The organism is Bremerella cremea (assembly GCF_039541315.1).
In the GTDB taxonomy this organism is placed as follows: Bacteria; Planctomycetota; Planctomycetia; order Pirellulales; family Pirellulaceae; genus Bremerella; species Bremerella cremea.
This window is the reverse complement of record NZ_BAABFZ010000005.1, coordinates 297,419-312,284: the sequence shown is the minus strand read 5'-3', so window position 1 is coordinate 312,284 and position 14,866 is coordinate 297,419. Positions and strand designations below refer to the sequence as shown.

Annotated in this window: 7 protein-coding genes; all 7 read right to left on the bottom strand. The window is 57.3% G+C overall.

Going from position 1 to position 14,866, the window contains the following annotated elements; genetic code table 11:
- Positions 1-8: 8 nt before the first annotated feature.
- Positions 9-1,970 carry an MBL fold metallo-hydrolase gene (locus tag ABD890_RS18260; protein ID WP_345093053.1) on the bottom strand — a complete coding sequence of 654 codons (1,962 nt, stop codon included), beginning with the start codon at positions 1,968-1,970 and terminating at the stop codon, positions 9-11.
- A 369-nt stretch (positions 1,971-2,339) separates the two neighbouring features.
- Positions 2,340-5,081 (bottom strand): MGH1-like glycoside hydrolase domain-containing protein, encoded by a 2,742-nt coding sequence (locus ABD890_RS18255; protein WP_345093050.1) that lies wholly within the window; start codon positions 5,079-5,081, stop codon positions 2,340-2,342.
- 248 nt (positions 5,082-5,329) lie between these two features.
- Positions 5,330-8,077 (bottom strand): hybrid sensor histidine kinase/response regulator, encoded by a 2,748-nt coding sequence (locus tag ABD890_RS18250; RefSeq protein ID WP_345093048.1) that lies wholly within the window; start codon positions 8,075-8,077, stop codon positions 5,330-5,332.
- Between the two features lie 189 nt (positions 8,078-8,266).
- On the bottom strand, positions 8,267-9,472 hold the full coding sequence (locus tag ABD890_RS18245; RefSeq protein WP_345093045.1) for a VWA domain-containing protein: 1,206 nt from the start codon (positions 9,470-9,472) through the stop codon (positions 8,267-8,269).
- A gap of 14 nt (positions 9,473-9,486) precedes the next feature.
- Positions 9,487-11,820 carry a DUF5682 family protein gene (locus ABD890_RS18240; RefSeq protein ID WP_345093042.1) on the bottom strand — a complete coding sequence of 778 codons (2,334 nt, stop codon included), beginning with the start codon at positions 11,818-11,820 and terminating at the stop codon, positions 9,487-9,489.
- On the bottom strand, positions 11,817-12,941 hold the full coding sequence (locus tag ABD890_RS18235) for an ATP-binding protein (protein WP_345093039.1): 1,125 nt from the start codon (positions 12,939-12,941) through the stop codon (positions 11,817-11,819). Before ABD890_RS18235 ends, ABD890_RS18240 begins: the two co-directional genes overlap by 4 nt.
- Before the next feature lie 62 nt (positions 12,942-13,003).
- Positions 13,004-14,830 carry a hypothetical protein gene (locus ABD890_RS18230; protein WP_345093036.1) on the bottom strand — a complete coding sequence of 609 codons (1,827 nt, stop codon included), beginning with the start codon at positions 14,828-14,830 and terminating at the stop codon, positions 13,004-13,006.
- Positions 14,831-14,866 lie beyond the last annotated feature (36 nt).

The window sequence follows — 14,866 nt, the reverse complement described above, 5'->3', positions numbered from 1 at the left end:
CCGCCCGATCATTCTGCGGGCGAACTCTTTTCAGTTCGAGCGATGAAATCGAACCATTGGCCGTAGTGCTCTCCGTCGAGTTCGATGTCGAACGGAATGATCTGAATCCCCGGCCGGGAAAGCTCGCCGCTGGCTTGCAGTTCAATCGAAAACTTTTGCCGGCTCCGAGGGAGAACGGTTCCCTTTAGCACCGTAGGCTTAGCCGTGATGCCAGGCGGAAGAACCAGTTCAATGCGATGTTGTTGCGGGGAATCGCGAAAGTTACGGACCGTCACCTCGACCATCTGGGGCTGACCATCGCTCAGGTCGACTCGATACGGATAGGCCGAAACCCAATACGGATCGAAGAGGTATTCGTAGTTCGTTTCTGGTAGCATCTCGCGGTAGAGTTGTGCCATCTGCTTCGACCAGGTGTGGTATCGTCGCAAGATGCCTTCCGGCTCCGGCATGACGTACGAGTGGGCAGCCATCACGATGTCGGGTTTCAAGTCGAGCAAATATTGGCTCCCTAGAATGTGCCCTTCTTCCAGAATGGCACTGTTGCGGCAGACGACGCAGTCGTGGGCGGTTTGGGTTTCATCGGTGGGATCGCCGAAGAGATTGTCGCCGGTGAACGCAATGCGTTTGCCATCAATATCGAGCCACAGGCAACAACCAAACTCGGTTTGCCCCGGCAACCAGTCGACCTGGATCTGATAGCCCTGCCAGTCGATTCGTTCGCCGGCGCGAAAGCCTTTGTCGATCTTCATCCCGTCGAAGCCATCACCGTACGTGTTGACCAGCGCCGCGTAGTCGTACCGGGACGGATTCTCGCAGCGGTCGACGATCTTGTCGAGCGTCCACGCCTTAGCCCCATACTTCTCCTTCAGCATGGGCCCGAGCAGGAAGTGATCGCCATGCATGTGCGAGATCCAGAAGGCGTCGATCTTTTTCAGGCCTAAGTGTTGCCGCGCCCCAACGATGATTTCGTCGAGAACTTCGGCCGGAAAGAGCCCACAGTCGAGGATCAGCCCGTGTCCTTCGTCGGAGATCAGCATCGCAAAATTGCGACCCTGAAAATCGTGACTTAACTTGTAAAGGTGGGGCGTGACTCGATTCAGATGGGGCACCTTCGTCGGAACCGAGATCCGGTCCCGTTTGGCGGGATCTTTATCGAAGACCGGATAGCCGCGAACGTACTCGGCCCGAAACGTCTGCAATCGCTGACGGTAGGCTTCCAGCTGCTGCGTAGCGTTATGGATCGGGGGCCCTTGCACTGGAAGAGCGACGTCGATCTTGCGAGTGCCTAGCTGTTCGACTGACGTGAGCAGCGCGTCAATGCCGGCGGCAAAGCCGTAGTCCCATTCCGAATCGAACCAGTTGGTTAGCCTGGCACCGTCGTGCATCAGCCCGCCACTGAAAGCGACGGTTTGATCGTGCTGGCGAATCACGTAGGTCATCTCGCCAGGGGAATGTCCTGGCGTCGAAAGGCAGTCGAACGTCAAGTCGTGCCACGTGAACTTCGACCCGGCTGCTTGAACCTGATCGACTTCGATCGGTGTATTGGGTGGACGAACGTAGCTAGCGCCGTAGACCGAATACTGGTCTCCGAGTTTTGGTTGCCATTTGCGGAATATGGTCGGCGAAGCCAGGATCTCTGCTTCGATCGTGGAGGCGACGATCTGAACCGTCTCCAGATCGAGCCGCCCGATCCCTTGCAGGTTTTCGCGATGGTGATTGTTCAGCAGCAGACAGGTCACCTTCTTCACGCCAATCTTCGGCAAATGATCGACGACGGAGCCATCGGCAATGTTGATCAGCAGAGCCTCGTCCTGATGTTTCCAGACGTAAACGTTGCAGGTATCTCGCCAAGCGTACAAGTCTGGAAAAGTATCAGGCAGGGGCCGAGTCAACTCAGCCGGTGCCGCGGCAGCGATCGAAACGAAGGCGAGGCAAAGCGACGGCAGAAAGAACCTGATCCAGTTTCGCATGGCGTGGCTCGGAAAGGGAAAGGCTTGAGGCAGGTGGGGTTCAATCTACTCTCGCAATTCGGGCAATGCAAAACGTTTTGAGGTCTCTGGTATAGCAGTCGGCGCAGTAGCGGGTTCGCGAGAGAGACGACGATGGAAACCAATGCGGAGAGATGCCGAGATGGTCGAGCTGATGCGGACGCGACTGACGCTGGCCAAGTGGACTGTCGTGATCGTGAAATTGGGATCGTTGATCGCCTCTTCCTTCCCACCTGACCGGCGACTAGATTCGGCGGAATGCAGTGGGAAAGCGTATCATCGATGTCCACAAAAAAACGAGGCAGACCAAAGGCCTGCCCCGTAAGGTGTTTCAGATGCTGACTACGAAATTCAAACGTGTTCTTCGGTCGGCATCGGCTGTTCGACTGGCTGCTGCGGTGTCTTCTTGTGATGACGCCGCGTGGCGAGCGTATCGAGGATCGGCGAAATCAGTGCGGTCCAACCGGTCTGGTGGCTCGCTCCGAGACCCTTGCCCGTTTCCGCATCGAAGTACTCGTAGAACAGCACCAGATCACGCCAGTTCGGATCGCTCAGCAGGACATCGCTGCGGCAGTAGCTCGGTCGATCCCCTTCGGCATTGGCCAGGAACAACTTTGACAGACGCTTCCGGATTTCGTCGGCGACCTCTTGCAGATTCATGTACTTGCCTGAACGAGCAGGACATTCGACACGCATCGTGTTGCCATAGAACTGGTGATATCGTTCGAGTGCTTCGATGATCAAGTAGTTCAGTGGGAACCAGATCGGACCACGCCAGTTCGAGTTGCCCCCGAACAGACCGCTGTCTGATTCGGCTGGCTGATACTGGACGCACAGCTTCTCGCCGTTGAGTTCGTATTCAAACGGATGCTGCTCGTGGTATTTCGACAGCGAGCGAATTCCATACGCCGAGAGGAATTCGTCCTCGTCCAAAAGATAACGCAGCATTCGCAGCAAGCGTTCCTTGGTTGGGATCGCAAGCAGGCGGCGACCTTCGTCCGAGCCGTTCGGTTCGTGTTCCATGTAGGTCATGAACTTGGCCAGTTCCGGACGGAACTTCAGGAACCATTCCATACGCTTGCGGAACTCAGGCAGCTTCTCCATTGTCCGATCGAATAGCACGTCGACCGTCAGCAAAGGAATCAGCCCGACGATCGAGCGAATCTTCAGCGGAATGCTGCGGCCGTTGAGGTGCAAGTGATCGTAGTAGAAGCCATCTTCTTCGTCCCACAGACCGGTACCGTCGAGCGAGTTCATCGCTTCCGCGATCGAGACGTAATGCTCGAAGAACTTCGACGCCATGTCTTCGTAGGCAGGGTTGCCATCGGCCAGCTCGAAGGCGATCGACAGCATGCTGCTGCAGAAATACGCCATCCAGGCCGTACCGTCGGCTTGCTCGAGGTGGCCACCTGTCGGCAGCGGTTTCGAGCGGTCGAAGATTCCGATGTTATCGAGACCGAGGAAGCCACCGCTAAAGACGTGCTTGCCGCGGATGTCTTTTCGGTTAACCCACCAGGTGAAGTTCAACAGCAACTTCTGGAATACACGTTCCAGGAAGACGCGGTCCGGCTTTCCTTCGGCGGCGGTCATCTGATAGACCCGCCAGCAGGCCCAAGCGTGTACCGGCGGATTGACGTCGCTGAAGTTCCATTCGTAAGCCGGCAGTTGCCCGTTGGGATGCATGTACCATTCTCGCAGGAAGAGAATGGCCTGATCCTTGGCGAAGAACGGATCGATCTTGGCGAACGGAATCAAATGGAACGCCGAATCCCAGGCCGCATACCAAGGATATTCCCACTTGTCCGGCATCGAGATGATGTTGCGGTTGTACAAGTGACCCCAGTCCGCGTTACGAGGGCTTGGCTGCCCTGGCATCGGATGGCCCTGGTCCTTCTTGGGATTGTTCTTGTTTTCGAGCCAGCGCGGGATCACGTAGTGATAGAACTGCTTGGTCCACAGCAAGCCGGCGTCGGCCTGACGGAGGATCATTTGTTCTTCGACCGAAAGCCCTGGTGCGACACGCGACTTGGCGTAGCGGTTGGCTTCGTCGATCCGTTGATCGAAGGCGTCGTCGAAACTGGCACCGAATGGCTGCACCGGCAGATCGTCGATCGGAGCCAAACGCAAGCGGAACTGGACCGATTGACCTGCCGGCACAACACACTTGAAGTGCGGAGCGGCCTTGGTGCCGGATGGTGTTGGATTGACGACTCCATCGACTTCTTCAACCACAGACAGGTGGAAGGCATCTTTGCAGGAAGGGCGACGACTGTTGGGATCCTCAAACCGCCAGGTGTTCGTTTCGTTTTCAGTGAACATCCAGGTCGGCTGCTCGCCATCGGGGCCGGCATCGACGTAGATGCGGTATTGGCCGAGGGTCTCGTGCTTGACGTGAACTTCGTCCGGACCGATTTGGGTGAGGGATGGTTTCTTTTCGGGCTTCTCGAGAGTTGGTCCCCAGGCCCACGTATTGCGGAACCACCAGGTGGGTAGCAAATGCAGCGGGGCGTCTTCCGGTCCACGGTTCGAGATGGTGATGCGGATGAGGACATCTTCAGCGGTCGCTTTGGCGTACTCCGCTTGGACGTCGAAGTAGCGCTTCTCGTCGAAGATGCCGGTATCGGTCAGTTCGTACTCCGGCTCTTGGCGCGATCGACGGGCGTTCTCTTCGCGAAGATGCTGGTAGGGGAACTCGGCTTGGGGGTACTTATACAGGGCCCGCATGTACGAATGCGTGGGAGTCGAATCGAGGTAGTAATACGCTTCCTTGACGTCTTCCCCGTGGTTCCCTTCCGGACCGGTCAGCCCAAATAAACGTTCCTTCAAGATCGGGTCGTTCTCGTTCCATAGGGCCAGCCCAAAGCAGAGGCGACACTGGCGGTCGCAAATGCCCAACAGGCCGTCTTCGCCCCATCGATAGGTTCGCCAAGTGGCTTCCTCGTGGGTGAAATTCAACCATGGATCGCTTTCGGCCGTGCTCTCACGAACGGTGCCCCACTGACGCTCCGCCAGGTAGGGTCCCCAACGCCTCCAGTTGGCACCCTTTTCCCTCTGGGCTTCCGAGGACAACCGTTCCCATTCCGCTTCTGGCATACTTCTCCCGTCTTATTCTGCGGGTCCCCGTGGGATGCCCACAAAAGATGCTAATCGTGCGCGCTAATCTAGCGTGTCTCCGTGTTCCTCACGGTTGTAACACGTCCAGGAAATGTAGATCCCAATCTATGCGAATCTTATTCCCATTCGCGAAACTGGATCATGAATTTGGGGCCGCACAGATTGCGGAACAGTCATAACTGGCACACATGCGTATTCAGCCGCATGAATCCCCCTAGAGTAGCGGTTTAGGGTAACGTCTCGCGGCCCTCAACGACGTTGGCAGCCAATGATAGCAGTTGATCCAGGCTGCCTCGCAAGTCTTCCGAAAGCTTTTCGACTCCATCGATGCTTTCGCTACGGGCACGTTTCTCGATCTCGACTGCAATCTGGCCTGCTTCGGTCGGCCCGATAATCCGCAGCGAGCCCACAATTGTATGGGCTGCTCGATAGATCGAGTCCTTTTGCCTGCCGGCGATCGCCTCGTCGAGCTGACTGAGCAGTTCTGGCGTTTCTTCCAAAAACAGATGCAACAGGTCGAATAACAGGTCTTTGTCGCCATCGCAAGCCCGAAGTGCATGCGACCAATCCATCGAACTCGGCCTTGTGACGGCGGGCGGCGACACCGCGGCTGGCTCTGAAGACGCAAAGAACTGCGAAATAGCGTCGTGCAGTTCCTGGATTCGGAGCGGCTTCGAAGTGTAGCCATCCATTCCGGCGGCAAGGCATTTTTCACGATCGCCCGAAAGCGCATGAGCAGTCATCGCGATGATCGGAATGTGTCCCCCCCGACGTTGTTCGTGCTGGCGGATAGTCTGCGTCGCCTGAAGGCCGTCCATTTCAGGCATTTGTACATCCATCACGATCAAGTCGTACGTATTGGCTTCCCACATCTGGACCGCTTCTTTGCCGGTGGTAGCAAGGGTGACCGTATGCCCCCATTTTTCCAGCAGCGCGATGGCCAGCCTTTGATTGGCTCGGTTGTCTTCGGCCAGCAGCACATTCAACGGACGAATCCGTGGCAGTCGACTCGCGGTCGATCCTTCGTGATCGTCCTCGGGCGCGGCGACGCCCAAAGCGACAATGATCGCGTCGAACAGTTCGGACTGTTTCACCGGTTTCATCAGGAAGGCACTGATGTCGAGGTTTTCGCCGCGGCCACGCGTCGAAGGTCGATCGGAGGAGCTGAGCACGATCGCCAGCGTTTTCTCCAAACTGGGGATCGCCCGCATCGAGGTAATCAGATCGAGCCCATCCCGTCCTGGCATTTCGACATCGGTCAACAGGATCGCGTAGGGATCGTTGATTGACTTGGCTTCCTTCAGCATGGTCAGACCCTGGTCCGCGTTAGCGGCCGACTGGGCCCGCATTCCCCAGCTGCGCACGATTTCGTCGAGGATGGTTCGATTGGTGGCGTTGTCGTCGACGATCAGCACATGCGTGCCTTGGATACGGGCCGCCGATCGCGGCTGGCCAATCGGGCTAACGCGATTGATCGGGAAGGGAGCTTTAAAGTGGAATGTGCTTCCCGTGCCAACTTCACTCTCGACCCAGATTTCGCCGCGCATCAGATCGACGAGTCGAGCACAGATTGCCAGTCCCAGACCGGTACCGCCATAGTGCCGCGTCGATCCGGAATCGGCTTGTTCGAATGCCTCGAAAATTGTGCTCAGCTTGTCTTCCGGTACGCCGATGCCGGTATCGCGAACCTGGAAGTGGAGCAACACGTTATCGCCATCGGTCGATTCGACCGAGACGTCGAAGTCGATTTCGCCCTGTTCGGTGAACTTGATCGCGTTGCCAACCAGGTTCACCACAATCTGACGTAATCGATGTGAGTCTCCCTCGATCACCGCTGGAACTTCTGGGGCAAAATGGCAGGTCAATTCCAGGCCATTGCTGCCGGCCCGTATCCCGAGCGGCTTCATCATGTCGCCAACCGTTTCGCGAATGTCGAACGGCTTCGAGATCAAATCGAGCTTGCCGGCTTCGATCTTCGAGAAGTCGAGGATGTCGTTGATGACCGACAGAAGCGACTCGCCCGACTCGTGGACCATCTTCAGATAGTCACGCTGCGTCTGGGTGAGTGACGTATCGAGAAGCAGTTCGGCCATGCCGATCACAGCGTTAAGCGGCGTACGGATCTCGTGGCTCATGTTCGCCAGAAATTCGCTCTTGGCCCGGTTCGCCTCTTCGGCGGCTTCCTTAGCGTTGCGCAAGGTTTCGATTGCCATCTGACGCTGGGTCACGTCCCAGAAGATTGCCTGGGTGCCGACAATGGTTCCCTGGGCGTCGCGAATGGGGGACTTGATGACCTCGACCCAGGTCGTATGGCCATCGGTGGTGTTCTCTTCAATGTCGCGAAACTGCTGACCAGACGCGGCGACTTTGCGATCATCGTCGCGAAACTTCTCGGCGACATCGTGGGGCGAAAGATCGAAGTCCGTTTTGCCGAGGATATCGGCGACGACGTGCCCGGTGAACTCGCTGTAGGCCTGGTTGGCGAAGATGAACCGGCCGTCGAGATCTTTTTGCAATACGCATACCGGCAGCGTATCGACCAGCCCACGATAGCGTGCTTCGGAGTTTTCGAGGGTCGACTCGGCCAACTGCCGGTGCGTTCGCTCGATGGCGTAACGGATCGATCGCGTCAGTGATCCGGAATCGATTTGTTCCTTGGGGAGGCAGTCCTGGGCACCTTCCTGGATCGCCCGCGAAGCAAGTTCCCGGTCGGAACGGTTCGCAAGCACCACCATTGGAACACGAGGGAACTGGCTGTGAACCGACTGGATTGTAGCGACCCCGGCGCTATCGGGCAGATCGAGATCGAGCAGCACAACATCGACTTCCCCTTGCCGCAGATGAGACAGACCATCCTCGAGTCGCTCGACATGGGCGAGCGCGAATTGTTCTTCCGTCTCGTGGAGAAACCGCTGGATCTGACCAGCTTCGTCGGAAGAATCTTCAATCAGAAGGATCCGTATCGATGGGGGCATAAGCCAATACGTCCTTCCCTGGGCAGAGGCGCGTCCCAGGAAGCGGCATGAGGTTGTGGGGTTTGAGGCGGAAAGCCAACAGCCGAATGGGGAAAGGCCAGGGCTAACACTTCTATTTTAGGGGGAACCATGACGCCGGAAAGGGATTGGTGAGATTCTTTCCGCGTGAAAGTCGCCGCAAAGGTCCTATTATTCCTTCGTCGCGGCAGTCTCGGCGAACTTATGGAGGTCTTGGTGCCGCAAGACTGCTTCCAGCATGTCGGGCAATCGGTTCGGTGTGCAGGCAAAACAAGGCATCCCCAGCTTGGCCAACTTGTTGGCCAGGTTTTCGTTGAACGACGGTTTACCATGGTCAGAAATCGCCAGCAGGCCGATCGCGTGCAAACCACCTTCCAGCATCGCTTCCATCTTCCGCACGAAACGGTTCTCGTTGGGGCTGGTGTCGTACAGATCGCCCAGGACGATATACAGCGTTTTGTCAGGCGTATGCATGAAACGCTCGCAGTACGATGTCGCCATCCAGTAATCTTCGGCACCACTAAGCTGTACACCAAACAGCAGGTCGACCGGATCGTGACAATGCTCGGTCAAGTCGACCACTTCCTCGTGATTGAATGCGACCACGTGGGTCTCGACCGCCGGCATACTAGCCAGAATGGCTCCCATGATGCCTCCAAAAATCAGCGACGAGTGCATCGAGCCCGACTGGTCCATCGCGATGATAATGTTCCAGTCATTCTGCCGCTGCTGGCGACTGAAGAACGAGATCTGCTCAGGAATGATCGTCTTGACGGTTGGGTTGTAGTTCTTGATGTTTTGGCGGATTGTCCGCGGCCAGTCGAGATTCGGCAAGCTACGAAACGGCGAGTGGCGATTGCGATTCAAGGCCCCGCGAACGGCTTGCACGAAGCGTTGTTCCAGTCGCTTGCGGATATCTTCCACGACAGTACGCACCAGCTCGCGTGCCGCGTCCTTGGCTTTTTCCGGGACCAGGTTCTTGAGCTGCAGAACGGTGCTAGCCAGATCGAGCGATGGTTCTACTTTCGACAAGATCTCTGGCTCGAAGAGCAGCTCTTTCATGCCACGTCGCTCGATCGCATCGTGCTGGATTAGCGTGACGACATCGGTTGGAAAGAAGGTGCGAACCTGATCGAGCCACTTGGCCACCTTCGGTGTGACACGCCCTTTGATGCTCGAAGGCATACTCGACTTGTCCCCTTCGGCCCACTCATCCTGTGAAAGTTCTTCGCAACCACCGCCATAGATCTCGGCCAGAGCCGCATCCATTTCCATCTGTGTCGAAGAAAGCGTGCAGCCACCACCCATGTTGCCCAGCGTCTCTTGCGAGGCAGCACCCAGGATCAGTCGCCAGCGAGCGAGTTGTTCGGCATCCATAGTCAGTTCGCTCTTTACAGGTCGTCGAAATCGAAATCGTTCAGTTCATCGAGCTTGGCTTCCTCTTCTTCCGAAAGAGGTGCCTCGAGCAGTTCGGCCGCTTGATCTTTATTCAAGCCCCAGTGCTCCCCCAGGTTCTCGCAAATCTGGCGTCGTTCGCGCGGAAGGAACGTGCAGAAAGCCCTGCGCAGAAAGACCAACGCGCGGACAAATTGGTCGTTGTCCAGTGACGTAACGTATTCGGCCAATTGTTCCCACAAGGCTTGTCGTGCCAATAGCGCGTAGCGATTCCGCTGAGCGAGACCTTCAAACCAGCCAGCCCCCAGGTCGGAAGGAACGCCGGGCGATAGCCGCCGCGACACTTCCCGCGAAAGGGCTTCATTCGGAATCAGGCCACGTTCCAGCAAGATCGCGCAGGCATATCCCGAAAGTTGCGGGTTTCGATCGTCGGCATCTGAAAGCAACCGCAGCTTGTCGACCCACATCGCTTCGTCGACGTGCTCGGAAAACTCGAGCGAGACCTGATTGATCAAGTCGATTGCGTGCCGCACTTCGACCGCCGCGGAATCGTCGCATCCGCACGAAGCAAACAGCGCCAGTGACGCTTGAACGAACAGCTCTTCGATCAATGGGATCAGCGGCTGCGGATCGAATTGACGAACGCTACCGTAGCGAACGACCAGCGACAGTTCGTACATGGCTCGGGCCAACGCCACAAGATCGGACGTCCCGGCGGCCAGTTCCTGCAAGCGACGGCGGGCCTGATCCATCGCTTCCATCATGCCGCACTGGCAAGCTTTGTTGACCAGGACGGCGGCGTGGGCGATTGTCGTGCAGCGATCGAGCAGCGTGTTGAAGCGGAAGGCGGTCGCCAGCAGAATCGTCTCCCCTTCGAGCACGGCTTCGACCAAGGCGATTTCGCTTTCGGGCGTCCACTGAATCTCCCACTTTTCGGACCAGGTAGTCGCCGACTGTCGACTTGGTTGTAGCGAGGCGAATGGAATATCCAGCATCAGCAAGCGATGTAGCAGCGACGAGCGGTTCAAATCGAGGAACGCCGCTTCTTCGCTGCTGACCTGGCGATTCTCGCGTAGGTCGAGTTCCAGCGGCTGAGGGACCGCCGTCTTGTACTTGTTGAGCTTCAACCGTTTCAGTTCCCGCTCGAAGTCCGCCTGAATCGACGTTTGGCTGACTCCTTCTGGTAACTCGCCAATCTCGGTGCCGACATCGACGCGAACCAAGGCATCTTTGACCGTGACCAGTTCACCATGACCCAGCAAGGTGACGGCCGCGTCTCGCAGGTCGGAAAGAGTCGGCGCCTGACCTTCGTACAAAGCGGACAACGTTTCTGCCAGGCGAACCCCTTCGATCACCTCGGCCGTCGCGCGATGCGTTCCGCCGGCACGCAAATGCGTTGCGACCTGGGATAGGTAGCGATGCGAAAGTCCCCGGACGTTCCCTTCGTTCAGCGAACTCCAGAGCAGCTCGAAGTAAGCTGGGGCTCGGTTACCAGCCCCATAGCCTGATTGGGAAGAGAGCTTGAAATAGGAGTAAGGCATCAAGGTCAACTTGCTTGACCGCCGACGCAGCGATGCCAGTTCGTCGTCGGTCATGGCGGGCAAGTCGCCATGTAGGACCGGAGCGTGAAAAGCCCCTACCACCGCAACGATCTTTTCCGGAGGCGTTCCGTCCGCGATCGTTTCTTCAATGCGCCGCCGCATGTACGCTTCACGAACGAGGTTCTCGGCCCGCCAACGCGGTTGGTCTTCTTCTAGTTCACGGACGGCCTGACCGAACTCGAACGAAGATCCTTGGTAGCTTCCCTGGGCCGAGTTGTGCTCGAAGTAGCGTTCCCAATAAGTGTCGAAATCGCTTTCGCCTGCTTGTTGGGCAACTTGTTGGTAGAGGGAAAGCTTGGGCTCTGGCTCGGCAAGATCGACTGGCTCCGGCGTTTCGGATTCTTCCGGTTCCTTTTCGAGGGCCTCGCGGCGTTCTTTGTCACGCAGGTCGTACTCGGCATCGAGCAGTCCGAGAAAGCATTCCGATGGGAGATCGAAAAACTGAGCCTCCGCGCCATTCTCCTTTGCCCACAAGATCGCTTGATACTCCGGGCTGTAACGGGCAAAAGGCGTCACAATCGTCCGGACCGGTAGTGAATCGGTATACGAAAGGATCGCAATCGGAGGACGCGTGTTCTTGCGCGTCATGTCTTCGATCAGCGGAGTCGCGTCGTCGATACCTTCCACCAGGACGACATCAGGTCGGATCTCGTCAAGGTAATGACGTAGCTGCCACGCTCCCATCGGAGAGAGATGACGCACGCCGAAGACGTGGATCTTCCAACTCACGCGTTGTGCTCCGAACAGGCGTTGTACAGCGGACGCCAGGTCGTGCCTCGCTTCTTCAGAACATTGCTCAAATACTCTTGCCAGGCGATGCGATCTTTCTCTTCATCTTTGACCACCGCTCCTTGCAAGCCTGCGGCGACGTCTTCGGCCGAAACAGTCCCGGTACCAAAGCTGGCGGCCAAAGCCATGCTATTGGCCAGCACGGAAATGGCCTCAGCCGTGGAAAGGACACCCGATGGCGACTTCAGTTTGTTCTTGCCATCGAGCGTCTGGCCGCTGCGTAGTTCTCGGAAGATGGTGACGACCTGTTCGATGGCGTCTGCGGCGGGGAGTTCTGACTTCAACGCCAGATTCGAGGCCAGCTCTTGAACCCGCTTCCCGACGATCTCAATCTCGGTTTCAATCGAACTTGGTGTAGGCAGCACGATGATATTGAATCGCCGTTTGAGGGCTGCCGACATATCGTTCACGCCGCGGTCGCGGGTATTGGCGGTAGCGATGATCGAAAAGCCCTTTTGGGCCGGGACTTCGACCGCCAGCTCCGGAACCGAGAGCCGCTTTTCGGAAAGGAGCGAGATCATGGCGTCTTGAACTTCGGACGCACAACGGGTGATTTCCTCGAACCGGGCAAGCGTGCCTGATTCCATGGCGCGGAAGATCGGACTTTTGATCAACGCCTCGCGGCTGGGACCATGCGCGATCAGCATGGCGTAATTCCAGGTATAGCGGACCTGTTCTTCGGTAGTACCTGCGGTGCCTTGAACCACCTTGGTCGAGTCGCCATTGATCGCGGCGGCCAGGTGTTCCGATAGCCAGCTCTTCGCGGTCCCTGGTTCGCCGATTAAGAGCAATGCACGATCGGTAACGAGCGTGGCGATCGCGATCTCGACCAGGCGATTGTGCCCAATGTATTTAGGCGTGATGGTCAGCTTGCCGGCCTTGCCGCCGCAGATGTACGTATGCACCGCGCGGGCCGACATCTTCCAGCCGGGCGGCTTGTCGTATTTGTCTTCCTGGATGAGCGTTTCGATTTCCTCGGCATACATCTGCTCGGCCGGGGCCCGAAGGTCGCTGTTGGAATCGGAAGGAGGTGCTGCTTTCGCCGGTGACTTTTTCGCCATGGGCGGGTCCTTGCGTCTGGATGAGTTCGGTAAATGCGTTGAGGTCGAAGCCGATGAGCCACTTAGCTCGCTTCGGATTTGTTTTTGAGTTCCGCGATGCTTTGAATCAGGCGGTCCGCCATCACGTCAGGTAGTTCGGCCAACAGCGCTTCGAAGCGAGGGGCCTCCGACTTCGGCAATCGCGGGATCAGATCCGAGATCATGTAGAAGTAGTAGGCGTGGCCCCACTTGACCATCGCGTGAATTGTTTCGATCACCAGGTCAACCTTCTGCGGGTGATCCGATCGCAATACGGCCGACAAGACGTCGCCGATCTGATAGTCAGGACGCTTGGCTGCCTTTAGCATCTTCTTCATCTCGGCCGCAAGGCGATCGTGCGATTTCTTATGTCCGGGGCGGGCCAGTGGAATCAGAAGCACCATCTCGTCGTGCTTGATCGCGAGATCGAGCCAACGCGGGTCGATCGCATCGCGACGCGCGGCCACTTGATGCTCGGAGGTACGATCAGTATGCCAATAGCGATGCCCATATTCGACGTGGTTGCGAATGGTGGTAGCGATTAAGTCCGCTTTGTTACGAGCATCGCGCTTCTTAGTGGAAGCGGACTTGCCGTTCTCGATGTAGCCATGAAACAAGTCGTAGAATCGCTTTGGATTGTCGACCTGCATCGCCGCCATTACAGCCAGTTTGAGGCCTGTTTCATCGAGGCTTTCATGTTCCTGAATCAACAGTTCACGGGTCTTGTCGGTGCATTCATTCATCCTCTGCAAGATCTTCGGCTCGCTGCGATAGACGGTGTCTTTGCTTTCTGCCTTCGTAATTTGGTCACGGTGACCGAAAAGTTCGAGTAGTAGCGATTCCGTCTGGGGATCCGTGCGCTCGGCCAATGCATCAATCAAACCGCATAGTCGCTCGCACTCGTTGACATGCGGCTTTGACTTGCGGTCGGCCGGAGATGCCGTGGTGATCTTATTACTTGACTTACGAATCTCGGAGATGATCGTTTCCAGCACGTGCGGATGGCGACTGGTCAGCCCGCCACGGACATGGTTCAGCGACGCTTTGCCCGTCAGGCCTTGGACGATGACCTCGGCCGCTTCGGGGCTCTCGATCTCCGCAAGTGCCGTGAAAGCGGCGTCACGGACAGCGGCAGCCTTGGCCTTGGACTGTTCGATCAGGAAGGGAAGATCGGTCGGCTCACGTAGCTTGGAGATCGCCTCGATCTTGACTTCTTTGGAGCCATCTTCCAGCGCCTCGTGAATCAGGGGCTTGGTGCCCTCGGGATCGACGCGATGCAAGACCGACAGTCGACGGGCATCGGCTGCCTTGCCTTTCAGGTCGTATTTCTCGCGCAGAAGCGGAATGATCGCCATGCCATATTGCGGCAGAATCTTCTCTTCGACCAGATCGCTCACTTCGTGGTAAGTGCCATCGAGGGCGTCGATCGCTGATTCCAGCAAGCGAGGATCTGGGAAGGGTTCGCGACGGAGCGACTCTTGGATTACCTCCAACCGACCCGAGCCTGCTTGCGTGAGAGCAATGTTTAGCGTTTTCAAGATGCTCGATGGCGTCCTCTTTGGCAGGATGCCGGTGCCGACTTGGGTCACGGGCGCAAGCTCGCCTTCCAGACCCGTTTGACCTTGCGTGTAAAGGATCGCGTTGACTAATGTGCTGAGGTCGAGCAGCGCTTCGGCGGAACTCTTCTCGGTGCTTTCGACCAACCGCGTGACCGCCTCGGCAACCTTCTTGAAGACCGGAGCCTTCTCGCCTGACTTCTCAAGCGGAGCAATCAATTTCTGCAGTCGGAAGTCACCACTAGCGACGCTACTTCCGGCGATGGATAGGCGTCGGACTTCGTCATAGACCTGGCCGAGAACGGCGATACTCATCGGTTGGACTCCTACAAACCAATGCGGAAAACGAAG

What these genes read in the sequence shown, in the direction of transcription:
- ABD890_RS18260 (WP_345093053.1), bottom strand. Translation starts at nt 1,970, where the DNA reads ATGCGAAACTGGATCAGGTTCTTTCTGCCGTCGCTTTGCCTCGCCTTC.
- ABD890_RS18230 (WP_345093036.1), bottom strand. Translation starts at nt 14,830, where the DNA reads ATGAGTATCGCCGTTCTCGGCCAGGTCTATGACGAAGTCCGACGCCTA.
- ABD890_RS18250 (WP_345093048.1), bottom strand. Translation starts at nt 8,077, where the DNA reads ATGCCCCCATCGATACGGATCCTTCTGATTGAAGATTCTTCCGACGAA.
- ABD890_RS18245 (WP_345093045.1), bottom strand. Translation starts at nt 9,472, where the DNA reads ATGGATGCCGAACAACTCGCTCGCTGGCGACTGATCCTGGGTGCTGCC.
- ABD890_RS18235 (WP_345093039.1), bottom strand. Translation starts at nt 12,941, where the DNA reads ATGGCGAAAAAGTCACCGGCGAAAGCAGCACCTCCTTCCGATTCCAAC.
- ABD890_RS18255 (WP_345093050.1), bottom strand. Translation starts at nt 5,081, where the DNA reads ATGCCAGAAGCGGAATGGGAACGGTTGTCCTCGGAAGCCCAGAGGGAA.